This window comes from Glutamicibacter sp. 363 (genome assembly GCF_052379505.1).
Classification (GTDB): domain Bacteria; phylum Actinomycetota; class Actinomycetes; order Actinomycetales; family Micrococcaceae; genus Glutamicibacter.
On the sequence record NZ_JBQSYR010000012.1, the window covers coordinates 42,945 to 66,772 of the forward strand.

Genomic DNA, 23,828 nt, shown 5'->3' on the forward strand with positions numbered 1-23,828 from the left:
ACTAGTATTAGAGGAGAAGACTGTACAGAAGAACCTACGGTAGGAGGGGCGAGGAACTAGACGATGAAGGTGCCGTTACATGACAGGGAGCGCGTGGTCGTCAAGACCCGAGAACATTCCCGAGTGCTACGCCAACCTTTTGCCGTCTTTTTATTCCTCACCGCCGGGTGCGCGTTCCTGCTGGGCTACCTTTCACGCAATGACCTCTCGGACTGGCTTGCGAGCGAATCCGATCTATGGATGGTTCTCAGCCTGGTGCTCTGGTTCATTCTGGTGCTGATTTGGTGCGTGACGCCGTGGGTGCGTTGGCTTCGCAGCTGCATCATCTTAACCACCGAGAGAATCTTGTTCCGGACCTCTTTTGGGCGTGCGGACCTTGAATCTGTTGGACTTTATTCCGTGCGTGACGTAATTGCGCATACCAAACAACAAGCTGCGATCACGAAACCCGGGGCCTTGGACGTTGTCTTAAGCCATGGACATGTGCGTATTATGCATGTGCCCGCAGTATCTTATTTCCGCACGTTGGCCATCGAAATGATGAGCAACTTGCATAATCAGCAGTCATCGAACTCCCAGGTAGATGCATCGAACAGTGAGGGCATTGGACAATGAGCACCGACAACTCCAATCCATCACGCCCAGATACCCCATTGGCGGCCTCCGAAGCCGTACGCGAGGCTCGGGGACATACGGCAAACCATGAGATCCCGGCGGAGCTGGACCCGATTGCGGAACTTGCGCAGGCAATGGAGAGTCCCCTGCAGGTCCCGGACCATGCTTCGGACGCGGTCAAGAACCACATGGCCGAATTGGAAAAACGGCTCATCGGTGGACAACGCGAATTCAAGCGACGAGAAGTCGCCGCCGACGCGGGGGTCTCGCTGCTTTCGGCGCGCAAACTTTGGCGCGCCATGGGCTTCCCCGAACTCGGCGACGATGAGGTCTTCTTCAGCGGCCGAGACACCGAAGCGCTGAAGACCATGGTCGACCTGGTCCGCGAAGGCAAGCTCACCGACGAAACCGCGATCTCGCTGATGCGCTCGGTCGGCCAGATGACCGACCGGATGGTCGTCTGGCAGGTCGAGGCGATCGTCGAGGATATGGTCGCCAACCAGAATATGAGCGACCGGCAAGCTCGCCGTCAACTGCTCGAGAGCCTGCCCGAACTCATCGGCCCGCTGGAAGAACTGCTGGTTTATTCATGGCGCCGACAGCTCAATGCCGGCATCCACCGGCTGGCCCTGCGCGCCGAGGCCGGGGTGGCAGCCTACAACCAGGACTCCAGCGACAGCGATGGCACCCCGTTGCCGCTTGCCCGCGCGGTAGGTTTTGCCGATTTGGTTTCCTACACCTCGCTCTCTCGCCGGATGAATGAGCGCACCTTGGCGCAAATGGTGCAGCGCTTCGAGTCCAAGAGCGCCGAAATCATTTCGGTCGGCGGCGGTCGCTTGGTTAAAACCATTGGCGACGAAGTCCTATACGTTGCCGAAACCCCGCAGGCCGGTGCCCAGATCTCCTTGGCCCTGTCGCGCGAGTTCGAAGCGGATGAGCTCTTGCCACGCACTCGCGTGGCCGTGGTGTGGGGACGATTGCTTTCCCGCCTGGGAGATATCTACGGTCCAACGGTGAACCTCGCCGCTCGGCTGACTTCCCTTGCCGAGCCTGGCATGGTGCTGACCGATGCGGTGACCGCCAATACCCTGAAACAAGATGCCCGATTCATCCTGACCGCGCAAGAAGTTACCTCGGTGCGTGGTTTTGGCGATATTCAACCCTATGAACTCTCCGCTGGCGAGGGTGGCAGGCTGGTGCTGGACTAAATGGAAACCGAACAGCACGCAGAAAGCTTCCGCCTCGCGGTGAGCGGGCAGACCCACGTGGGCCTGAAACGCCAGGACAATCAGGACCGTATCCTGATCACCGACGTGATCCAGGCGGTAGCCGACGGCATGGGCGGACACGAGGCCGGCGAGGTCGCAAGCCAGCTGGCGGTGGAGACCCTCGAAGAGCTCAATACCTTCAGCTTCAAGACCGTCGTGCCGCGTCTTCCCACCGTGGAACAGATCCAACGCCAGATCCAACTGATCGATGACCGCATTCGAGATGCCCTGGAGTCCCGCGGCGGCACGACCCTCTGCGCCTTGGCGCTGGTGCGCAGCTCCGGCCCGGGGCAAGACCAGATCAGCCAGCCAATGGTGGTTCCCCCATGGACCGGCAGCTTCAAAATGAGCCAGAACACCGACGTGCTCAGCAAGATCACCCCCGAGATGCTGGCCGAACACCGCGCCCGGACCGAGAAGGTCAGCGCGGAAACCCAGAGCACTGGCGAATACACGAGCCTGCTATTGGTGAATGTCGGGGACTCGCGAGGGTATCGCCTGCGTGGGCAGGAATTGCGACAGCTCACCCGGGATCATTCGGCCGTACAGGAAATGGTTGATGCCGGGCAGATCACCGAAGCCGAGGCACGCAGCCATCCGCACCGGAACCTCATCACCCGGGCGCTGGGGGCCGGTGCCGATAGCCAGCCCGATCTCACGGTGCTCCAGCCACGCATCGGCGACCGCTACCTGCTGTGCAGCGATGGGCTGAGCGGGGAGCTGACGGAGATGAACATCCAAGAACTCCTGATCAACCACCCCGACCGCCAAGAGGCTACCCAGGTTCTGACCCAAGCGGCATTGGAAGCCGGAGGCCGTGACAACATCGCGGTGGTAGTCATCGATGTGTTGCCTGACACCGGTTCCTGAATACCGGGCGCGCTAGAGGCCAAAGCGTAGGACCGGTGGGGCACAATTGGATACGTGAGTGAAAATCCAGTAACACCAGCAGACTCAATGAGGACCCCACCGGATAGCGTTCGAGAACGCTATGAGACGCTGGTGGAACAGATCCGCGCACATCGCGAGGCTTACTACCAGCAGGACGCTCCGCTGGTTCCCGACGCGGACTACGACGCGCTATTCCACGAACTCCAGCTGGTGGAGAGCCAATACCCAATACTCATGGGGCAGGATTCACCCACACTCGAGGTGGGCGGCGAAGTCAGCAGCGCCTTTGCGCCGGTCAAGCACGCAAGCCGCATGTACTCACTGGAAGATGTTTTCACGCTTGAAGAGCTCGATGTCTGGCTCGAACGAGCCCAAGCGAATGCCACGAAGCTACGTCCCGAATTTCCGGTTAGCTGGCTGTGCGAAGTCAAAATCGATGGATTGGCGCTGAACCTGACCTATCGGGACGGGAAACTGGTGCGCGCGGTGACCCGCGGAGATGGAACCACCGGTGAAGACGTCACGCACAACGCGCTGACCATCTCCGATATCCCGCAAGAACTCACCGGGTCCGGCTACCCGCAAGAATTCGAGGTGCGCGGTGAGGTTTACATTGCCACCAAGGACTTCAACGCCTACAACGAGATGCTGATCGCCGAAGGCAAAGCACCGTTGGCGAACCCACGCAATGCCGCCGCGGGCTCGCTTCGGCAAAAAGACCCGCAGCAGACCGCCAAGCGCCCGTTGCGGATGTTCGTGCATGGGCTCGGACGCAGCCGGGACTTCGCAATGACCCACCAGTCCGAGGCCTATGAACTGATGCGCGATTGGGGCCTTCCGGTCTCGCCCTATGGCCGCGTCGTCAGCTCGCGTGCCGAGGTTACGGACTATATTGCCGAGAATGGCGAAAAGCGCCATGAACTGATCCATGATATTGACGGTATTGTCATCAAGGTCGATGACCTGGCTACTCAGGAACAGCTCGGTTATACCTCCCGCGTCCCACGCTGGGCTGTGGCCTATAAATACCCGCCCGAAGAGGTCCACACCAAACTGCTCGACATTCAGGTGCAGGTCGGACGCACCGGACGAGTGACCCCCTTCGGGGTCATGGAACCGGTGCTCGTGGCCGGATCCACGGTTGCCCGCGCAACCTTGCACAACCAGGAAGTGGTCAAGGCAAAAAATGTGCAGATCGGTGACACGGTCATCTTGCGCAAAGCCGGAGACGTGATCCCGGAGATCGTCGGCCCGGTCCTCGCCTTGCGTGAAGGCAATGAGGGCCTGCGGGACTTCGTGATGCCCGCCGAATGCCCATCCTGTGGCCAGCGGCTGGCTCCGGCCAAGGAGGGCGACGTCGATATCCGTTGCCTCAACGCCGAATCTTGCCCGGCTCAGCTCACCGAACGCGTGGCCTATCTAGGCGGGCGCAGCGCCCTGGACATCGAGGCTCTGGGCTACGAGGCAGCCGCGGCCTTGACCAGCGGCCCCGGAGAAGACCCAGCCACCCAGGGTGGTGTCATCCTCCCGGCGGGCCCCGGCCCGCTGCGCAATGAAGCCGAGCTTTTTGACCTGAAGGACAAGCTGGAACAGCTTGCCGAGGTCAAGGTGTGGCGGGAGAAGCGCGCCAAGGGAGAGGGCACCGGGGAATTTGAACTGGTGCCGTACTTCTTCACCAAGCCCACCGCCAAAAAGCCCTCGGTTGCCACCAAAGGCACCGAGAAGCTCTTTGACGAACTGGAAAAAGCCAAGAGCAACCCGCTCTGGCGCGTGCTGGTCGCTTTGTCGATCCGTCATGTGGGTCCCAACGCTTCGCGTGCGATCGCTACCCGCTACGGATCCATGGACGCGGTGCTAGAGGCCCTCGAATCAGCTAACGCGGTGGAGGAACTGAGCCAGATCGATTCGGTGGGTTCGATTATCGCCGAAGCGCTGGTGGACTGGTTCAAGGTTGACTGGCACCGTGACATCGTCGCCAGTTGGCAGGCCGCCGGGGTGAAGATGCACGACGAACAAGATGAAAACGTCATCAAGCACCTTGAAGGACTGGCCATTGTGGTCACCGGTACTCTGGAGAATTTCTCCCGGGACACCGCTAAGGAAGGCATTATCATCCGCGGCGGCAAGGCCACCGGAAGCGTGTCGAAAAAGACCGATTTCCTCGTAGCCGGGGAAGCCGCCGGGTCAAAGCTGGATAAGGCGCAGTCGCTCGGGGTGCCGGTATTGGACGAATCAGGCTTTGTCGTTCTGCTCGAGCAGGGCCCCGACGCGGCACGCGAAGTTGCATTGACAGCAAATCAAGGAGTCTAAGTGGAAAACAACAAGGCCGCACACGACCCGCTGGTGCTCGTAGCACGCCGCGCAGCGGCGGCCGGCGCCGAGGTGCTCTCCAAGCGTGATGTGGAAAAGTTCAACGTTGATGAGAAATCTGCGGCGGGGGACTGGGTCACCGACTTTGACCGGGCCGCCGAAGAAGCCATTCGCGCCACGATCACCACCACGCGCCCCAACGACGAACTGACCGGCGAGGAATATCCGAGCCAGAAGCCGAGCAATCCCAGCGGCTTCCGCTGGAGCATCGACCCGCTCGACGGCACCACGAACTTTGTTCGCAACATCGCCTACTACTGCTCATCGGTGGGTGTGTGCCAGAAGCAAGAGGATGGAACCGATTTGTGGTTGGCGGCGGCTATTGTCGCTCCGGCCTTGCAAGTCGAATACTTCGCCGGCCGTGGACTGGGAGCTTGGAAGCATGATTTGCGCACCAAGAAGATCACCAAGCTCGCCGGACCGGTCGAGTCCGACGCCAAGTTGTTGGGCACCGGTTTCGGCTATGACGCAGAACGCCGCGGCTTCCAACTCGGGGTCTTGCAGGAATTGCTGCCTGATTTTGTGAATATCCGTCGAATCGGTTCGGCGGCACTGGATCTGTGTTTGGTCGCCGAGGGCTCCCTAGACGCGTACGCAGAATTTGGCACCCAGGAATACGATTGGGCGGCCGGTGCTTTGATTGCCGAAGAAACGGGGACCCCGGTGGGTCGCCCCGTGGGATATCCGGGATGGCAGTACGCCGGACTTGTAGATACCGAGAAGCTGGTCAATCCCTAGCGCACCGCCTCGCGGCGTATTGCTCTCGATCCAACAAGCTCAAACTGGCTCGGTCTGCCGCTCACATAATGGGCGGCGGACCGAGCCGGAAGTGCTTTGCTGACGATTATCCGAGCAGAGCTAGCTGGCTACTGACATAGTTGATCAATACGCCGACCATGACTCCGCCGCACACCTGTGAGGCGGTGTGCTGGCTGCTTCGGATGCGCGACCACGATAGCAAGGCAATGAACATTATTGCCGGGGCAAGGAAGGCATCCCCTGCGGAGATGTGAAGTACCACGTAGCAGCCCACGGCTAAATGCACCGAGACTTTCCACCAGAGGTTGATCAAAGCAACCGTGAGCAGCCCCGCCATGATGGACAGCACCTCGATGAACATTGTGGCGCTTGCCCCTAGCCAGCCGAGCAAGGCCAGCCCACAGAGGATCGACGCTGCGGTCAGAGCAAAGATCTTATGGCGTTGACTGCGTTGGGTGACGTGCAGATCGCTCACGCTGCCGCGGAACTTCGCTAGCAACAAAAATAGCCAAGGAATAATTATGGTGAACGTCGTGGCGGCTACCGCCTCAACCCAAGAGATCCCGTTGTACCGCAAGGGCGTACCGATCAACAGCAAGCCGACTAGCAGGGCAGGCGAGAGGACATGGGAAACCCCGAGCGCAATTTTTCCCGCCAGCGATTGTCTGGTCGCTGAGGGTTGAGTTTGTGTGGTGATGGGGAAGATCCTTGATCAGTGTGTCAGGCGAAACGGCTGCAGTTGGTTAGTCTCTGCGACCCCTCAAGCCTAGCGAGCCGAGGAGGGAAAATCTGCTCGGACCGGCTATGACTCGATTCCCAACGTACTAGTGGATAAGTCCATCCAGATTCGGCACTGCGATCCATCGCTGAAACCTGCAATGGCGGCTGCGCATTAATCAACTGTTGAAGAGCGGCATCACTTGCAGAACTATCCGTGCAGTAGATAATCATTGCGCTGCCGGATGAGCCGGGGCATGTACCAACCCAGGACCAACCTTTCGGCCAACCATCCCAAGGGACCGAAGGGTGCGGCGAAACGAATCCGGTCAACCATCAGTGTCTCTCCGTCGAGTTCATAGAACTCGTGGACGTGATGGAAAGACTTAAACGGTCCGCGGAGCTGTTCATCGACGAATATTTCTGCGGATTTCATTTCGGTGATTTTCGTCGTGAGGCGAAACGGCAACCCGAAATGACGAGCCCTCCAGGTAACCTGCTCACCGAGCGAGATGAGCCCACTCGTCACACCGGCTATTGCTTCTTCTTGGGTGTTGGCCATCGAACCGCGGTGCATATCGATGCTCCGTGCGCGGTCAAAAAGTTCGATTCGATCCATTGGAGTGCGAGTGACGCATTCGAAGTAGACAGCCATATGCCCCAACATTTCGGTTAGATTTTCGTGGAGCCGTGTTGAACCGGCTTAGTGCACTCGGAGATTCTCCAAGCTGATTCCTTCGGCAGCATCATCATAGTAGGCACGCTTCTTCAAGCCCGCCGCCGCTGCCTCGTCGAGGACCACCACTGCATCCTGATGCAGCTGCAGTACGGACCCGGGGCACGAAGCCGACAACGGACCTTCCACCGCCAACGCGATCGCCTCTGCTTTCGACTCACCGGTAGCCAGCAGCACCAGCCGGCCGGCCTCCAGCACCGTGCCAAGACCCTGGGTGACGCAGTGGGTTGGGACATGCTCGATTCCGTCGAAGAACCGTGCATTGTCGATTCGAGTCTGTGCAGCCAATCGCTTGATCCGGGTACGGCTGCGCAAGGCGCTGCCCGGTTCGTTGAAGCCGATATGGCCGTTGCTGCCGATTCCCAGGATCTGAACCTGGATGCCGCCGGAATCCTTGATCGACTGGTCATAGGCTCGTGCATTGGCTTCGATTTCCTCTAAGGAATCGGCCATACCCTGGGGCGTGTGCAGCCCGCTGACCGGCATTCCAAAGGTATTGCAAACCTCGGCGATGAGTGTCTGGCGATAGGACAGCTCATGCGTGTTCGGGATGCCGATGTATTCGTCCAGCGCGAAGCCCCGGGCCTTGGAAAAATCTGCGCGTCCTTCGGCTACCGCCGCACTGAGCTCGCGATACAAGCCAAGCGGCGAAGAGCCGGTGGCAACACCGAGCACGGGGTCTTTCCCTTTTCCGTGGTGAGCCAGTCCAGCGAGGACATTATCTGCGGCGATACGGGCAACATGCTCCGCGGAAGAACCAATGAGAACGCGCAAGTCGTTCACTCTCCGATCTGTTAGTGGAAAATACTCTTAGTTGGGCAGGCCGTGAACCGTAGCCCTAATCGTTGGACGTGAACCAGCGCGCTGCCCTTTGCAACATAAATATCAACGGGTGTGTGGCCGAGTCCTTGAGCAGCGTCCAATATCCCGGCCGGGGCCGCAAAATCATCCTGAAAACAATTGATTTGGTGCTGAAAGGATTGCACGGCCGAGTCCTCGGGCTGGGCGTTCACAACGGTGTGACAAGCGAGGATTGCTGCTCGAACTGCGGCAATGCTAGTCAGTTTACTGGGTTCCGGCCACAGATGGCACCTGAAATATTCATTGTTGCTTTGGAAATCTGCTTGATTCCCATGCCGGCTTCACCCGGCTTATGGTTCGTCATCTACGCTCGGAAGCGGCCGGTACGGCGCGACGCTGCAGGGAGGATTTTTCACGATTCGTCTTTTGCCCCGCCGCTGCGCCGCGAGCCGGAAATCGATGGCAAACTAGAAGCACCATGTCTGAAGTTGATGATTGCAAAGCAGCCAAGGGCCAGTTGCTCATCGAATTGGCGTCCGCAGCCGATTACGAGCGTATCGGCGACCTCACCGTTGAGGCGTACCTGCAGGCCGGGCATTTTGACGATCCGCAGCATGAGTACCTGCACTTTGTTCGCCAGGTCGCTCAGCGCGGTGCCCACTGCGATATTTTCGTGGCACGCAAAGACGGCCAGATCATTGCTTCGATGACCCTGATCCAAGCGGGCAATGAATACGCTGACGTCGCCCTCGAAGGTGAACTCGAAATCCGTATGCTCAGCGTGGATCCAACCGTGCAACGCGCCGGCGCAGGACGAGCAATGGTGCTGGCAGCGATCGAGCTTGCCCGCCAACTACCGGAGGTGCACGCGGTGTCGCTGACCACCGGCGGCCACTGGAGTGCGGCTCGTCGGCTGTATGAATCTCTAGGTTTCACCCACCGCCCGGAACGAGACTGGGTGGTTCCGGATACCGACATTCGCCTCGTGGTGTACGCGCTGGTCCTGGAAAGCTAAAGAATGTGCCTAATGCGGACTTGTGGCGAGCCATTCTGGCTTGGCGCTCTCGCATTTGCATAGACTGGCGCCATGCGTCGTTTCCCCCGAAGTGCAGTCGCCCTGTCCGTTGCAGCCCTCGTTGCGGGCTCGCTTACCGCATGCAGCGCGGCAATACCCGATCCGAAGCCTGCGGCCGAGGCGCTTGCCGCCGCGCTTGGCTCCGGCGACTTCTCTGCGGTGCCGCTGGCCGGAAGCGACCCCAGCGCGGCGGCGAAGAGCCTGGAAACCGCGTATGGCCCGATGGGGGACATCAAACGCAGCCACACGGTGCTCGGTGCCGCCGAAGACGAAGAGTCCCAAGATGGGGTGCAGACCGCTACCGCGACGCTGCAAACCACCTGGGACATTGACTCCAGCGATACCGATCTGACCTATGACACCCAAGCAGTCATGGAATTTGATGATGAGGCCGAGCAGTGGAAGCTGCGCTTTGATCCGAAAATTCTCGCACCTGATCTGGAAGCCGGCGAGTACCTCGATGCGCGATTCAGCGAAGCCGCACGCGGGCAGATCCTTGGCGGCAACGGCAACGCGCTGGTGAAGAACCGTCCGGTGGTGCGCGTGGGGATCGATAAGACCCGCGCAGAATCAGACGAGTGGGAAGCCTCCTCCCGCAAACTGGCAAAGCTCGTGGGTATTGACGAAGATTCCTTCGCGAACCGGGTGGAAAAAACCGGTGCCAAGGCCTGGGTCCAGGCGATCGTATTGCGCGATGATGCGGACCGCGAAGTGACCGACGAACAGATTGCAGAGATTCCCGGAGCCCTCGGGCAAGCCGATGAGATGCCCTTGGCGCCCACCCGAGCCTTCGCCCGCCCGATCCTTGGAAGCGTCGGCCAGGCGACCGCCGAAATTATTGAGAAGTCCGAAGGGAAGATCCAGGCAGGTGACCAAGTTGGTCTCTCCGGACTGCAAGCCACCTATAACGAGACATTGGCGGGCACCGCCGGGGTAGCGGTTTCGCGGTATAACGCAGAGCACGAACCGGTTGCCGAACTGATGGGCACCGAACCGGTAGCTGGTGAAGACCTCCAGCTTTCCTTGAATGAAAAGCTGCAGACCGTCGCAGAGTCCTTGGTTTCCGAATCCGATTCCGCCTCATCCATCGTGGCAATCCGGCCGTCCGATGGCCAGGTGCTGGCGGCAGCTTCCGGGCCGGAGTCCAATGGGCTGAATACCGCGCTGAAGGGCCGGTACGCTCCGGGATCAGTCTTCAAAGTCATCAGCGCCTTGGCGATGCTCCGCGAGGGCCAAACCCCGCAGAGCCAGGTGCAATGCCCGGCGAGCACAGAGGTGGATGGCAAGAGCTTCAAGAACTATGACGGCTACCCCGCGGGTGCCGTGGGCACGATTCCGCTCGCTGAGGCCATTGCCGAATCCTGCAATACGGTCTTCGTCAATGCAGGCAGCGAACTAGGTGCTGAATCCGTAGCCTCGGCCGCCAGCTCGCTGGGGCTTGTCGCCGAGGATGGCACCGGAGCCGAAGCATTTATCGGCTCCGTTCCGGATGCCTCGGAAGGAACCGAACTGGCTGCCAACATGATCGGACAGGGTGTGGTCGAAGCTTCCCCGCTGGGCATGGCCACAGTCATGGCATCAATCGCCCAGGGCAGCACCGTGCAACCACGGCTGGTGCTGGACCCCGAGCCGAAGGAACCTGCGCAGGCGAAGACCGAATTGACCGAATCCGAAGCCGGACAGCTGCAGGAAATGATGGCTGGGGTAGTGGACCATGGCACGCTGAGCGACCTGAAGTCGGTGCCGGGAGCAAAGATCATTGGCAAGAGCGGCACCGCGGAATACGATGCGGAACGCAACGCGCACGCCTGGGTGATCGCCGCCCAGGGCGACCTCGCGGTGGCGGCCTTCGTCGAAGACGGCGACGGGGGAGCGCAGACTGCAGGCCCGCTGGTCGCCGATTTCCTCACCGGCGCCGGCAAGTAAGCCCGCCCGGGGTTCAGGGTCGCGCGGTGGCGAAGTAATCGCGGGCAAGGAGACCCATGATGAGCTGGTCATGAAACTTGCCTTGGTGGAAATACACCTCTCGTTCGCGGCCTTCGAGGCTGAAGCCGGCTTTTTCATAGGCCCGCAGCGCACGGGTGTTGAACGCCGCGACCTTTAAGCCAATGCGGTTCAGCCCCATCTCGTTGAAGCCGTAACCGGTCATCAGCCGGACCGCACGGGTGCCGTAGCCACGGTCCACGTGCTCCCCGCCAAGCATGATGGCAAATTCCGCTGCGCGGTGCGGCAGCGCGCCACCGGCGAGCGTGGCATGCCCAATGAGGTTGCCCTGCGGCTTTTCGAAGATGCTGAATCCGGCGTCCCCGCTGTTCGGCTTGTTCTCGCTCCACACGGCCAACATATCCATTACCCGCTGCGATGGCCTGGGCTTGGCGATCCTCTGTTGGAGCACCGCCCACTGCGGGTCATTCCACCACGCCGCCAGCTGGGCCAAGTCTTCTGGCTCCACCTCGCGCAGGCACACCCGTTCATCCTGTAACAGGGCTTCGCCATAGCTTTGGGCTTGGCTGGCCTGGTTCCACTGAGCATCGGTTGTCATGGATCCCATGCTATCGATATCCTCTGGCGGCACGGGCTCTGCAGGAAAATTAACATGCGCCTTGAGAGCCGCGGGCAACACGAGGGTCAAGCTCTTGTGCGCACGTCGCTGACTTGGCAGACTGAGCCCATGGGCATCGTCTACAACACCTCAATGTCGCCAACCAAAAATGAGTTGGTGTCCGCTTGGCTGATCAAGCAGGACTTCTATTCTGGTCAGGGCGTCCCGAAACTTGAACATATCGGCGGATTCCGGCTCGAAGACCCCCAGGGGAAGGTCGGGGTGGAGCTGCGCATTTATGCGGATCATGCCGACACCTCCGAGGTGATTTACCATGTGCCCTTGAGCTATCGAGAAGCACCCCTCGAAGGCGGCGAGCCGTACCTGATAGGCATCAGCGAGCACGCCATCCTGGGGCCGCGCTATGTCTATGACGCGGCCGGGGACCCGGTCTTCAACGACCAGGCGCGCGGACTGCTCGCGGGCAAATCCATCCCGCAGCACCACACCGAATCATTTACCGACGATGCACGGATCACGCTCACCGGCGAGACCAGCGGGAAGCGCGCCGTCATTATCCGCAAGCCGGTTGCCGGCAAAGCCAACGCCGCCGGAGTCATCGGCTTCTGGGAGAATGCGCTCGGCCAGGAGCTGAGCGGTTTGGTATTGCGCACAGCATAACGTCCGAAGGACTTTTGCGACCTAGTTGCCGGCGGGCAAGGGATAGACTTGTCTGTGAAACCCATCCGCCCACTTTAGGGAGATATATGTCTGCCATCAGCCGTGAGGACCTCGTGCACTTGTCACGATTGGCCCACATCGAGATGAGCGGCGCAGAGCTGGACAAGATGACCGGTGAGCTCGGCGTGATCGTCGATGCCATCGCATCCGTCAGCGAAGTCGCCTCCTCCGATATCCCAGCCACCAGCCACCCAATCCCGTTGACCAACGTATTGCGTGAAGACGTGGTGGGACAGACGCTGAGCATCGATGAAGTTCTGCTCAACGCACCTGACTCGGACTCGAACCGCTTCAAGGTCCCGGCAATTCTGGATGGTGAATAACCTAGTGTCAGATCTGATTCGTCTTTCCGCCACCGAGCTGGCAGCAAAGCTGCGCGCAGGCGTTGTAACTTCCGTAGTCGCCGTCCAGGCTCACCTGGATCGCATCGCCGAAGTTGATGGTGCACTGAACGCCTTCCTGCATGTGAACGCCGAGGAAGCGCTCGCCGTCGCCGCCGAGGTGGACGCGATCCGCGCCGCCGGCGGCGCCGAAGCCGAAGCGCTGCACCCACTGGCCGGCGTGCCTATCGCCATCAAGGACCTGATCGTCACCAAGGGCCAGCCGACCACCGCGGCATCGAAGATGCTCGAAGGCTGGATGAGCCCCTATGACGCCACCGTCATCGAGAAGATCCGCGCCGCGAAGCTTCCGATGCTGGGCAAGACCAACCTGGACGAGTTCGCCATGGGCTCCTCCACCGAGCACTCCGCCTACGGGGTGACGCGCAACCCGTGGAACCTGGATCGTATTCCCGGCGGTTCCGGCGGCGGCTCGGCCGCGGCCGTAGCCTCCTTCGAGGCGCCGCTGGCTCTGGGCACCGACACCGGTGGTTCGATCCGCCAGCCCGGCGCCGTCACCGGCACCGTGGGCGTGAAGCCGACCTACGGCGGGGTCTCGCGCTACGGCGCGATCGCCATGGCCTCCTCGCTGGACCAGATCGGCCCGGTCTCCCGTACCGTGCTCGACTCGGCACACCTGCAGGAACTGATCGGCGGGCACGATCCGAAGGATTCCACCTCGCTGCCAAAAACCCTCGAGGGCCTGGTAGCCGCCGCAGAATCCGGCGCCACCGGGGATCTCAAGGGCCTGCGCATCGGTGTGATCACCGAGCTGCAGGGCGAGGGCTACCAAGCCGGCGTGCAGGCACGCTTCGAGGAGTCCCTCGAACTGCTCAAGGGCGCGGGCGCGGAAATCGTCGAGGTTTCCTGCCCTAACCTGAAGTACGCACTGGGTGCCTACTACCTGATCATGCCTTCGGAAGTCTCTTCCAACCTGGCGAAGTTCGACGGGGTCCGCTACGGCAACCGGGTGCTTCCGGAAGACGGCGCGCTGACCATCGAACGCGTGATGGGAGCCACCCGTGCCGCCGGTTTCGGCGACGAAGTCAAGCGCCGCATCATCCTGGGCACCTACGCGTTGAGCGCCGGCTACTACGACGCCTACTACGGTTCGGCGCAGAAGGTCCGCACGCTGATCCAGCGCGACTTCGACGCCGCGTTCGCGCAGGCCGACGTGCTGGTTTCGCCAACCGCTCCGACCGTCGCCTTCGAGCTGGGCGCCAACGACAACGACCCGCTGGCCATGTACCTCAACGACGTGGCCACCATCCCGGCAAACCTCGCCGGCATCCCGGGCATCACCGTGCCCGGCGGGCTGTCCGAGGACCTGCCGGTGGGCATCCAGTTCCTGGCTCCTGCCTTCGAGGACGCTCGCGTCTATCGTGCAGGTGCGGCACTGGAAGCACTGCTGGAAAAGAGCTGGGGGCACACCCTGATCTCGCAGGCACCTGCCATTGATTCCGCGTCGATCGCGCCAAAGGCCTAAGGGGAGCACATGTCTAACTACACCGATGAACTCGTCGACTTTGATGTGGCACTGGAGAAATATGATCCGGTGCTCGGCTTCGAGGTCCACGTAGAGCTGAACACCAAGACCAAGATGTTCTCGGACGCCCCGAATGCCTTCGGCGACGACCCGAACACCAACGTCACCCCGGTTGACCTGGGTCTGCCTGGCGTACTGCCGGTGGTCAACAAGACCGCCGTGGAGTACTCCATCCTGATCGGCCTGGCGCTGAACTGCCAGATCGCCGAGCGTTGCGGATTCGCGCGGAAGAACTACTTCTACCCGGACACCCCGAAGAACTTCCAGACCTCGCAGTACGATGATCCGATCGCCTTTGACGGCTGGCTGGATGTCGAACTGGAGGACGGGGAGATCTTCCGCGTGGAGATCGAACGCGCCCACATGGAGGAAGACGCCGGAAAGCTGACCCACATGGGCGGTGCCTCCGGACGCATCCAGGGCGCGGACTACTCGCTGGTGGACTACAACCGTGCCGGGGTGCCGCTGGTTGAAATCGTCACCAAGACCATCGAGGGCGCCGGCAAGCGGGCGCCGGAGCTGGCCAAGGCCTACGTGGCCGCGGTGCGTGAAATCGTGAAGAACCTCGGGGTATCGGATGCGAAAATGGAGCGCGGCAACGTGCGTTGCGACGCCAACGTTTCGCTGATGCTCAAGGGAGCGGACAAGTTCGGTACCCGTACCGAAACCAAGAACGTAAACTCGTTGCGTGCCGTGGAGCACGCGGTGCACTTCGAAATTGAACGCCACGCAGCGGTGCTCGATTCCGGAGCGAAGATCGTTCAGGAAACCCGTCACTGGCACGAAGACACTCGCAGCACCACCTCGGGCCGTCCGAAGTCGGATGCCGATGACTACCGTTACTTCCCGGAGCCGGACCTGGTGCCAATCGTCACCACTGCCGAATGGGTTGAGGAACTGCGTTCGCGTCTGCCCGAGCCGCCGGCAGATCGCCGCAAGCGACTGAAGGCCGACTGGGGTTATGCGGACAAGGAATTCCGTGACGTGGTCAACGCGGGCGTGCTCGACGAGATCGAGGCAACCATTGCCGCCGGTACCAGTGCCGCGGTAGCCCGCAAGTGGTGGATGGGCGAGATCGCCCGTCTGGCCAAGGCTGCGGACAAGGAAATTGCGGATCTGGGGGTCACCCCGGCAACCATCGTTGAGCTGAATTCGCTGATCACCTCGAAGAAGATCAATGACAAGATCGCCCGCCAGGTGCTGGAATTTGTGGTTGATGGCGAAGGAACTCCAAACGAGATCGTTGAGAAGCGCAGCCTAGCTGTGGTCAACGACGATGATGCGTTGGGCAAGGCCGTGGATGAAGCTATGGCCGCCATGCCGGACGTGGTCGAGAAGATCAAGGGCGGCAAGATGCAGGCCATCGGCGCCCTGATGGGACCGGTTATGAAAGCCACCCGCGGTCAGGCCGATGCCGGTCGCGTGCGCGAAATCGTGATCGAGAAGTTGGGTCTGTAAGACTCATCCTTCGGTACTAAAACAGCGAACCCCGAATTCCTTTCAAAGGAATTCGGGGTTCGCTGTTTTTCTTCATAAGCCACGATGTTCCGGTGATCGCTCGCGGGCGTTGCCAGAGTTCGGAAGTAATACTCGGATCAGTCTGGCCATCGCCGCCTCTGCGGGCGGTTTCGTGTGGCGGCGCTCGCCAGACGGTGCCGTTTTTTAGAATGGTGAATCTTATAGCGTGGGCGGGAGCGGTGGGATAGTGGAGAAGAGCTTCGAAGTTCAACTCGCTGGCACCCGCGTTGCCGGAGCCGGCCCAGATCACCATTTGACCTCAGGATGCGGCCAACGCGCGCGACACGCGATTGACGTTACGGGATTTAGTTTTTGCCGGAGCGTGGGTCCGGGGAATGGTCTTCACCGCGGGCTAGGGAGTGTTCGGAAATGAGCGAACCAATGAGCAGGGTGCCTGCGGCGCATATTCCGGGCACATAGGATGCAAAGCCGGAAGCGCCGCTAAGTAGCCAATGAGTTACGGCAAAAACCGCAAATGCCAAAGCGAGGCAGAGGAGCAGGGATCCCCATTTAGTTTTTTCGCTCACGCCATCGTCTGGTTGTTCCGATTCGTTTTTAGCCTTTTCTTCCAAGCCAAACCAAGCAAGCATGCGACTCACGAAGCCCTTCTGTGCATGTCAGGTAATCCAATCCAAGTTCAAACTGACTGGTTCCTATTAGAACTACCATCTTCACAGTACGTTGCTTTGGCGGCCACGGCTATCGTCAATTTGGATGATTAACATCCCTTTGAGCGTTCGGTGAAGGGGGTTATTTCTCGGAATTATGCAGCCAGTGGCCTTAAGCTCCAGTGTTCGAGCACGCGTTCTAGGGGGCTTTGTACTGTTTCTGAAAAACGAAAAAGAGAACCCGCCAATCGACGAAGGAAATAGGCCTCCCTTCACGACGCTAATACTATGCCGGACAGCAAATCCTAAATTTCCTATTCACACAACGCGAAAATCAGTCACTTGCCTAGGCCTATGCCGAGCTGCCAAGCCAAACTGAAGACAGAAACGCGGTACTAGTCATGAGGTCCGCATCTAGAACTCGAGCGCACTGAACGAAAACCGCAAGGTAGCGGAAAGCACGATTGTCCCGCACGTTGTTTCCACGCACGCTATTACCGAACAGATGACACGGATGATTTTGCCGCGAAAAGTGGATGAAAAATCTCCCAGATCTAGTCTCGGATTCTCGTACCGAGCGGAATGCGCGCGATCGCTTTGGCGGGATTGATTTAGCATGGAGCAATGACCTTCCAAGAAATGGCCGTTTCGGCAAAACCTGCGGCGGAAGTGTCTATTGATCGGGCGTTGGTGCGCGAATTGATCTGCGCGCAAGCGAGTCAGTGGTCCGGAAGAACTCTGACTTATCTGGCTACCGGGTGGGACAACGAGGTTTACCGTTTGGGTGATGATTTACTGGTGCGACTGCCTCGTCGTGCACTCGCCGAGAAGATCGGGCACAAGGAGCGGAAATGGTTGCCTCGCCTGTCGTCCGACAGCGGCTTGGATGTGGGGGCTCCGGTATTCATCGGGGAGCCGTCAGCGGACTACCCGTTCACCTTTTCGATCTGCCGTTACGTCCCTGGCATCAGCGCGGCGACGCTGGGGCGAAGGCAACGTGATGCCTATGCGCCGGCTTTTACCGACTATTTGTCGGTGGTGCATGGCCCTGCCCCCGAAGATGCGCCACGCAGTGAATTCAGAGGCTGCGAATTGCAAGTAGTGGATCAACGCACCAGAGAGCAGATCTCCCAGCTTCCAACGACGTACCGACGCGGTGCGCAATTCATCTGGGAACAGTCATTAGAAGCTGATGCCTACGGCGGGCCGCCACGCTGGCTCCACGGCGATCCGCATCCGCACAATACGATTGTGACCACCGGTGGTGGCAAGGCTGAACTGTCCGCATTGGTGGATTTTGGAGACCTCTGCGCCGGAGATCCCGCTTCGGATCTGGGAATGCTGTGGATGCACTTTACCGAGCCGGTGCGTGATCAAGAGTTGCGTCGGTACGCTGCAGATCGCGGGACAGCAATGTGGCTGCGGGCGCGTGGTTGGGCACTGCGCTACGCCATGCTCACCGCGCCGCTGGGCACCGCCGACCCCTTGGGACGAATCGGCTTGGATACCCTGAATATGCTGCTGAAGAGGTGAGTGTGCCGGAGCGGCTGATCCGGATCTTAGATGTTGATGCCAAAACGGCCGTTTCCGGAGGCACCACGGATCGTCCCTGCCGGGGGTTTTCTGGGGCGCTAATTCGACGAGACTAGCGCGGGGAGTTCGCCCATGCTGGTGAAAATGTGGCTGGCACCCGCGGCGGTCAGCGCCTGAGGGCTGGTGCTGGTCGGGCCGCCCGAGCAATATCCGTACACGGTGGCCCCGGCGGCGACACCTGCGGTGACTCCGGTGGCGGTATCTTCGATTACCAGCGCCTGACGCGGATCGACCCCGAGCGCAGCTGCAGCCGCCAGATAGACATCCGGTGCCGGTTTACTGCGCGGGTATTCCATGCCGCTGAACACCCGGTCGCCGAAAAACGGTGCCAGCCCGGTGAGCGAGAGCTGCATTTCCACCTTGCCGCGATCGGCCCCGGTGGCGCAGGCGATCTTGTTGCCGTAGCTCCCGGGAATTTGCGCGACTGCTTCCAGGGCGCCGGGAATGGGCTGCAGGTTCGCGCGCAGCGCCTCGTCGCGTCGTGTCCGGAACCGGGAGATCCAGGCGTCGTCGATGCGGAATCCGGTGTGGGCGAGAATTGGCTGCCATTGATCTTTCAATGCCTTGCCGATGAAAATCTGGATGCATTCTTCCTGGCTGAGATTCCATCCAAGCTCGATCAGCATCTGGCGCAGCACCGCGTTAGTGAGGGATTCGGAGTCCACCAGGACCCCGTCGCAGTCAAAGAGCAGAGCGGAGAATTTTGGGTTCATCGGTGGTTCCTTTTTGAATCCGAATGCGGAGGCTAGGAGACGGGGAGCTGATGCAGGGTCCGGGCCAGCGGGGCCAGCTCGGGTAGTTTCTCGGCATCGTTGAGCACTCGTTCCAGCGTTTCATCGTGAATCGGTTTGGCCCTCAGGTACAGCTCCTGGCCAGCTTCGGTCAGTTCGGTGTAAATGCCGCGCCGGTCATCGGCGCACAGCACGCGCGAGAGCAGGTGCCGGTCCTCCAGACGGGTGACCAGCCTGGTGGTGGCGCTCGGGCTTAATGCGGTGGCTCGGGCTAACTGCGCCATGCGCATATGCCATCCGTCTTGCCGGTTCAGCGCATCCAGCAGTGTGAACTCGACCACGGAAAGGCCGGCGTGAGCGGTGAGATCCTTTTCCAGTGCGGCCTCGATTATTCCGTGCAATGCCGCCAAAGTGCGCCATCCGCGTGAGCGGATTTCAACGGCGTCATCTGCGATTCCCATAACAACTCCCATATTTGTTGCTTGCGCTCATTACTTGCGTGTGCAACTATTATATTCATCGACGCAATAACAAGCGTCTGCAACTAATTTCTTCCAGCTTATCAGGAGTAACGTCATGCCGCTCGGACTTATTGCGTTGGCCCTCGGTGCCTTCGGCATCGGGCTCACCGAATTTGTGATCATGGGCCTGCTTCCGGAGGTGGCTGCGGACTTCGCCGTCAGCGAGGCAGCCGCCGGCTGGCTGATCTCCGGCTACGCGCTCAGCGTGGTGGTCGGTGCGCTCGGACTAACTGCAGCTACCGTGCGATTGCCGCGCAAACCCGTGCTGGCCGGCCTGCTGGTGCTGTTCATCATCGGTAATACGCTCACGGCCGTCGCCGCGACCTACGAGGTCGCCATGCTTGGCCGCGTCATCGCCGCCCTGTGCCATGGCGCCTTCTTCGGCATCGGGTCCGTGGTCGCCGCCGATCTGGTTCCCGCCAATAAGAAGGCGGGTGCTATTGCCATCATGTTCACCGGACTCACCGCAGCCAACGTACTGGGCGTGCCTTTTGGCACTTTCCTAGGCCAGCAGGCAGGGTGGCGTTCCACCTTCTGGGCGATCTCAGGCATCGGCGTGATCGCGCTGATCGGCATCCTGGCGCTGGTACCGGTACTTAAGCAGGCGGCTGAGGCAATCTCGCTGCGCAGCGAGCTGGGAGCCTTCAAATCCCGGCAGGTCTGGCTGTCGCTGGGTGTGACGGTGCTCGGTTACGGCGGCATGTTTGGTGCCTTCACTTATATCGCTTACACCCTGACCGAAGTCTCCGGATTTAATTCCCATACCGTGCCGTGGCTGCTGGTCCTCTTCGGTGCCGGTCTGTTCGCCGGCAACTGGCTAGGTGGACGCATGGCCGACAAGAACATCGACCGCACCCTGCTGATCTTCATTGGCGCATTGCTCGTGGTCCTCATTGCCTTCGGCGCGCTGGCTACCAGTCAGGTGGCCACCATCGTGGCGTTGTTCCTCATGGGTGGTTTTGGCTTCGGTACCGTGCCTGGCCTGCAAAGCCGCATCATGCGCTACGCAGGCTCAGCACCCACCTTGGCCTCCGGCGCAAACATCGGCGCCTTTAATGTCGGCAACGCCCTGGGTGCCTGGGCCGGCGGCATGGGCATCGCCGCGGGACTGGGCTATACCTCGCCAATCTGGATTGGCGCCGCGATCACCGTCGCCGCGCTGCTGCTGATGCTGTTGGCCATGAACCTGGCCAAGAAGGCCCCGGTCGTGGCGGAACTGACCCCGGCTAACTGACCCCCCCCAATTTTCACTGATCCACCACACAATTTAAGGAGTTAGAAATGACGACAGTTGTTCCCGCCGTTACCCTGAATAACGGCGTGCAGATGCCGCAGATCGGCTTCGGTGTCTTCCAGGTTCCGAACGAAGAAACCACCACCGCCGTGGCCGCCGCACTGAAGGCCGGCTACCGCAGTATTGACACCGCAGCGATCTACGGTAACGAAGAAGGCGTGGGCAAGGCGTTGGCCGAGTCCGGCATTAACCGTGAGGAACTGTTCATCACGTCCAAGATCTGGATCTCGGACATGGGCTACGAGCAGACCTTAAGAGCATTTGACGAGAGCCTGCAGCGCCTGGGCCTGGATTACCTGGACTTGTTCCTGATCCACTGGCCGGCTCCGGAGAAGGAACTGTATGTGGAGACCTGGAAGGCGCTGGAGAAGCTGTATGCCGAGAAGAAGATCCGCGCTATCGGCGTCTCTAATTTCCAGCCGACTCACCTGCAGAAGCTGATTGATGCCACGGATGTTGTTCCTGCGGTCAACCAGGTTGAGCTGCATCCTGCCTTGCAGAATGCTGAAGTCAGCGCCGCCAATGCCGGGCATGGCATTGCCACCGAGGCGTGGAGCCCGCTGGCCCAGGGGGCGCTGCTGAACGACGCATCGATCCTGGCGATCGGCGAAGCGCACCAGGTCACCGCCGCGCAGGTAATTCTGCGCTGGCACCTGCAGCGGGGCCGGGTGATCATCCCGAAGTCGGTCACCGAATCGCGCATCGTGCAGAACCTGGATCTGTTCGGCTTCGAGCTGTCCGCCGAAGAACTAGCCGCGATTGACGCGCTGGATCGCGGCGGCCGCACCGGCCCGGATCCTGACAGCTTCAACGGCTGATCTGCAGCATTCGCAAGCACCGCCCGTCCTCTGGTTTGAGGGCGGGCGGTGCTGTATCTAGAACCTTTCGCCGGTAGGCTCGGCGGACTCAGGGCCCGCCGAGCCTACCGGCGATATGAAGTAGATGATCGGCTCGATGATCCTGCCAGCTTCCACGGTCAGCGCATCGACCAGCACCATGTTCAAGCGTGCTTGCCGTGCGCGGGCATTAGCTGAGCATCAGACGTCGCACGGTACTGCGTATAGCCTCGATCACCTCGTTGACCGGTGCACGGTGCAGATGTTCGGCGCGCAGCAGCAGGTCGATTTGTCGTCCGGAGTTTAGCCCTTTAATGGGTCGTAAAGTCACCGACTCGTCCAGCGATTTGCGCGCCGTATATCGCGGAAGGATTCCTAGGCAGCTACTGGCCTGCACTAGGGCACCGGCGGTGGCATAGTCGTTGACTCGATGCTCAACCACCGGTGCGCTGCCGGCCAGAGCGGCAATAGTTTCCAGCACATCGGCGGGGGAGTAGCCCGCACGGGAGACCACCCAGCGTTCGCCGATCAGCTGTTGCGGGGTCAATTCCTCGAAGGCTGCCAGCGGGTGCTCCCGGTGAATCGCGATGTCCAGTGGTTCGAAGGCCAAGGGGATGACGGTGATCTGGTTTTCAGGCCACGGAGCGGTATGCGGCATGCGGTGGGCGAGGACCAGATCGTAGGCGGAGGTCAATGCCGGAAAGTCCTGCTGGGATACGTCTTCATCCGAGAACCGCAGCGGGGGTAGGCTGCCTTGCGGGTAGGCCAGCAACGGAGCGAAGAGCGTCTGCCCGATAGAGTGGAACCCGGCGATGCGAACGGGGGCATCGCGGTCCTGATCCTGGGTGCGGATTTTTGCTGAAACCTCAGCCAACGTTGAGGCGACCGACGCGGCAGCTGATGCCAATAATTTACCCTCTGCCGTTAACACCAACCTGCGTCCATCCTTTTGAGTCAGCGGAGTCGGGAAGCCGCGTTGCAACTGCGCGAGGTGTTGGGACACCGCCGAAGGCGAGACGTAGAGGGCCTTGGCCACGGCGTTGACGCTACCTAAGTCCGCTAGCTCGCGAAGAATTCGCAACTGATGTAATTCCATGAAGTAAATACTAAATCGTTAGATCAGGAAATCGAAGTTCTTCTAAGGTTTTATCCCGCGGTGTTGGGTGCGACACTTGAAGCAACGCCAAGTCTGTCGTGCGCACCTCGGTGCCCGATCTCAAAGGAACCAGCATGAAAGCTCTATATAAGTCCGGCCCACACGCCGGACTGGAACTCGTTGACCGGCCTGAGCCAGAGACCGGAGCCCATGACGTGAAAATCCGCGTCATGACCGCTGGCATCTGCGGCACCGACCTGCATATTGAAGCCTATGATGAGGCCGCGCAGGCCATGATCAACACACCGCTGGTCCCGGGGCACGAGTTTTACGGCGAAGTCGTGGAGGTTGGATCCTTCGCACACGGCGTTAAAGTCGGAGACCGCGTTTCCGGCGAGGGCCACGTGGTCTGCGGTATCTGCAGAAATTGCCGCGCCGGACGCCCGCACATGTGCATCAACGTCAATTCCGTTGGCGTGCAGCGCGATGGCGCGTTCGCCGAATACGTGGTAATTCCGGCAAGCAATGTGTACATTCACCGCGACGAGCGCATCACCCCGCTGCTCGGCGCAATTTTTGATCCGTTCGGCAATGCGGTACACACCGCGCTGCAGTTCCCCATGGTCGGCGAGGATGTCCTGATCACCGGAGCGGGACCCATCGGTTTGATGGCGGCAGCGGTAGCCCGCCATGCCGGAGCGCGCAACATCGCCATCACCGACGTCTCCGAGCAACGCCTGGAACTGGCCCGCAGCATGGGCGTAAACCTCGCCATCAACGTTTCTAAGCAGCGCGTCGCCGACGCTCAGAAGGAACTGGGCATGCGCGAAGGTTTCGACTTCGGCATGGAAATGTCGGGGCACAAGACCGCATTGCCAGAAATGATCGAAAACATGAACCACGGCGGCAAGATCAGCATGCTGGGACTTCCCAGCGAATCGATCGACATCAACTGGGGCAAGGTTGTCACCCACATGCTCACCTTGAAGGGGATCTATGGGCGCGAAATGTTTGAAACTTGGTACGCCATGAGCGCCATGCTCACCACCTCGGACGTTTTGCGCGAACGCGTAGCTTCGGTAGTTACCGACTTCATCCCTGCCACCGAATGGCAGGACGGATTCACCGCCGCACGCGGTGGGCACGGCGGCAAGGTTGTTTTGGACTGGACAGTTTTCTAGGAGATATGA

At 60.4% G+C, this 23,828-nt stretch carries 23 protein-coding genes; 15 read left to right on the forward strand and 8 right to left on the reverse strand.

Annotation, left to right across the window (positions count from 1 at the left end; all coding sequences use genetic code 11):
* Window positions 1-63: 63 nt before the first annotated feature.
* The 5 genes from ACT3UA_RS08855 (at window position 64) to ACT3UA_RS08875 (ending at window position 5,882) form a co-directional block, all read left to right on the forward strand.
* Window positions 64-615 carry a hypothetical protein gene (locus ACT3UA_RS08855; RefSeq protein WP_096287521.1) on the forward strand — a complete coding sequence of 184 codons (552 nt, stop codon included), beginning with the start codon at window positions 64-66 and terminating at the stop codon, window positions 613-615.
* Window positions 612-1,823: an adenylate/guanylate cyclase domain-containing protein gene (locus ACT3UA_RS08860; protein WP_096287519.1), complete on the forward strand. Its 1,212-nt coding sequence runs from the start codon at window positions 612-614 to the stop codon at window positions 1,821-1,823. The genes ACT3UA_RS08855 and ACT3UA_RS08860 overlap by 4 nt, the downstream gene beginning before the upstream one ends.
* Window positions 1,824-2,753 (forward strand): PP2C family protein-serine/threonine phosphatase, encoded by a 930-nt coding sequence (locus tag ACT3UA_RS08865; protein WP_096287517.1) that lies wholly within the window; start codon window positions 1,824-1,826, stop codon window positions 2,751-2,753.
* Between the two features lie 87 nt (window positions 2,754-2,840).
* Entirely contained in the window at window positions 2,841-5,084 is a 2,244-nt protein-coding gene (gene ligA, locus ACT3UA_RS08870; RefSeq protein WP_096287515.1) for an NAD-dependent DNA ligase LigA, read from the forward strand.
* Entirely contained in the window at window positions 5,085-5,882 is a 798-nt protein-coding gene (locus ACT3UA_RS08875) for an inositol monophosphatase family protein (RefSeq protein ID WP_096287513.1), read from the forward strand.
* 106 nt (window positions 5,883-5,988) lie between these two features.
* On the opposite strand, the gene ACT3UA_RS08880 is transcribed toward ACT3UA_RS08875, so the two are convergent.
* The 3 genes from ACT3UA_RS08880 to ACT3UA_RS08890 all read right to left on the reverse strand — a co-directional run bounded on the left by ACT3UA_RS08880 (window position 5,989) and on the right by ACT3UA_RS08890 (window position 8,130).
* Entirely contained in the window at window positions 5,989-6,501 is a 513-nt protein-coding gene (locus ACT3UA_RS08880; protein WP_444616024.1) for a hypothetical protein, read from the reverse strand.
* 330 nt (window positions 6,502-6,831) lie between these two features.
* A complete protein-coding gene (locus tag ACT3UA_RS08885) occupies window positions 6,832-7,182 on the reverse strand; it encodes an SRPBCC family protein (RefSeq protein WP_444616026.1) in 351 nt (116 codons plus the stop codon).
* 141 nt (window positions 7,183-7,323) lie between these two features.
* On the reverse strand, window positions 7,324-8,130 hold the full coding sequence (locus ACT3UA_RS08890; RefSeq protein WP_096287785.1) for a glucosamine-6-phosphate deaminase: 807 nt from the start codon (window positions 8,128-8,130) through the stop codon (window positions 7,324-7,326).
* A 505-nt stretch (window positions 8,131-8,635) separates the two neighbouring features.
* Here ACT3UA_RS08890 and ACT3UA_RS08895 point away from each other — a divergent pair.
* Together ACT3UA_RS08895 and ACT3UA_RS08900 are read left to right on the forward strand one after the other, a co-directional pair.
* Entirely contained in the window at window positions 8,636-9,172 is a 537-nt protein-coding gene (locus tag ACT3UA_RS08895; protein ID WP_096287509.1) for a GNAT family N-acetyltransferase, read from the forward strand.
* A 72-nt stretch (window positions 9,173-9,244) separates the two neighbouring features.
* Window positions 9,245-11,158, forward strand: a complete 1,914-nt coding sequence (locus ACT3UA_RS08900) for a penicillin-binding transpeptidase domain-containing protein (RefSeq protein ID WP_096287507.1) — start codon at window positions 9,245-9,247, stop codon at window positions 11,156-11,158.
* Window positions 11,159-11,171: 13 nt separating this feature from the next.
* Here the strand turns inward: ACT3UA_RS08900 and ACT3UA_RS08905 are convergent, their stop codons facing one another.
* Complete coding sequence (locus tag ACT3UA_RS08905; RefSeq protein WP_176484224.1) at window positions 11,172-11,774, reverse strand: GNAT family N-acetyltransferase; 603 nt, start codon at window positions 11,772-11,774, stop codon at window positions 11,172-11,174.
* Window positions 11,775-11,828: 54 nt separating this feature from the next.
* Here ACT3UA_RS08905 and ACT3UA_RS08910 point away from each other — a divergent pair, with 54 nt between their 5' ends.
* The 5 genes from ACT3UA_RS08910 (at window position 11,829) to ACT3UA_RS08930 (ending at window position 18,100) form a co-directional block, all read left to right on the forward strand.
* A complete protein-coding gene (locus ACT3UA_RS08910) occupies window positions 11,829-12,455 on the forward strand; it encodes a maltokinase N-terminal cap-like domain-containing protein (RefSeq protein WP_096287503.1) in 627 nt (208 codons plus the stop codon).
* Between the two features lie 86 nt (window positions 12,456-12,541).
* Window positions 12,542-12,838 (forward strand): Asp-tRNA(Asn)/Glu-tRNA(Gln) amidotransferase subunit GatC, encoded by a 297-nt coding sequence (gene gatC / locus ACT3UA_RS08915; protein ID WP_096287501.1) that lies wholly within the window; start codon window positions 12,542-12,544, stop codon window positions 12,836-12,838.
* Window positions 12,828-14,381 carry an Asp-tRNA(Asn)/Glu-tRNA(Gln) amidotransferase subunit GatA gene (gene gatA, locus ACT3UA_RS08920; protein WP_176484223.1) on the forward strand — a complete coding sequence of 518 codons (1,554 nt, stop codon included), beginning with the start codon at window positions 12,828-12,830 and terminating at the stop codon, window positions 14,379-14,381. Before gatC ends, gatA begins: the two co-directional genes overlap by 11 nt.
* Before the next feature lie 9 nt (window positions 14,382-14,390).
* A complete protein-coding gene (gene gatB, locus ACT3UA_RS08925; RefSeq protein ID WP_096287498.1) occupies window positions 14,391-15,899 on the forward strand; it encodes an Asp-tRNA(Asn)/Glu-tRNA(Gln) amidotransferase subunit GatB in 1,509 nt (502 codons plus the stop codon).
* 1,292 nt (window positions 15,900-17,191) lie between these two features.
* Window positions 17,192-18,100 carry an aminoglycoside phosphotransferase family protein gene (locus ACT3UA_RS08930; RefSeq protein WP_096256696.1) on the forward strand — a complete coding sequence of 303 codons (909 nt, stop codon included), beginning with the start codon at window positions 17,192-17,194 and terminating at the stop codon, window positions 18,098-18,100.
* A gap of 98 nt (window positions 18,101-18,198) precedes the next feature.
* Here ACT3UA_RS08930 and ACT3UA_RS08935 read toward each other — a convergent pair whose 3' ends face one another.
* Both ACT3UA_RS08935 and ACT3UA_RS08940 read right to left on the reverse strand, forming a co-directional pair.
* Window positions 18,199-18,873, reverse strand: a complete 675-nt coding sequence (locus ACT3UA_RS08935; RefSeq protein ID WP_096287496.1) for an HAD family hydrolase — start codon at window positions 18,871-18,873, stop codon at window positions 18,199-18,201.
* Between the two features lie 32 nt (window positions 18,874-18,905).
* Entirely contained in the window at window positions 18,906-19,352 is a 447-nt protein-coding gene (locus ACT3UA_RS08940; RefSeq protein ID WP_096256698.1) for a MarR family winged helix-turn-helix transcriptional regulator, read from the reverse strand.
* 115 nt (window positions 19,353-19,467) lie between these two features.
* Between ACT3UA_RS08940 and ACT3UA_RS08945 the strand changes: the two genes are divergently transcribed.
* Both ACT3UA_RS08945 and ACT3UA_RS08950 read left to right on the forward strand, forming a co-directional pair.
* The gene (locus ACT3UA_RS08945) at window positions 19,468-20,646 is read left to right on the forward strand and encodes an MFS transporter (protein ID WP_096287494.1); all 1,179 of its coding nucleotides are present in this window, start codon (window positions 19,468-19,470) and stop codon (window positions 20,644-20,646) included.
* A 47-nt stretch (window positions 20,647-20,693) separates the two neighbouring features.
* Entirely contained in the window at window positions 20,694-21,524 is an 831-nt protein-coding gene (locus ACT3UA_RS08950) for an aldo/keto reductase (protein WP_444616033.1), read from the forward strand.
* 57 nt (window positions 21,525-21,581) lie between these two features.
* On the opposite strand, the gene ACT3UA_RS08955 is transcribed toward ACT3UA_RS08950, so the two are convergent.
* On the reverse strand, window positions 21,582-21,704 hold the full coding sequence (locus tag ACT3UA_RS08955) for a hypothetical protein (protein WP_255248482.1): 123 nt from the start codon (window positions 21,702-21,704) through the stop codon (window positions 21,582-21,584).
* A 28-nt stretch (window positions 21,705-21,732) separates the two neighbouring features.
* Complete coding sequence (locus ACT3UA_RS08960) at window positions 21,733-22,638, reverse strand: LysR family transcriptional regulator (protein ID WP_096256700.1); 906 nt, start codon at window positions 22,636-22,638, stop codon at window positions 21,733-21,735.
* A gap of 134 nt (window positions 22,639-22,772) precedes the next feature.
* Here ACT3UA_RS08960 and tdh point away from each other — a divergent pair, with 134 nt between their 5' ends.
* The gene (tdh, locus tag ACT3UA_RS08965) at window positions 22,773-23,819 is read left to right on the forward strand and encodes an L-threonine 3-dehydrogenase (RefSeq protein ID WP_096256701.1); all 1,047 of its coding nucleotides are present in this window, start codon (window positions 22,773-22,775) and stop codon (window positions 23,817-23,819) included.
* The last annotated feature ends 9 nt before the right edge of the window (window positions 23,820-23,828 follow it).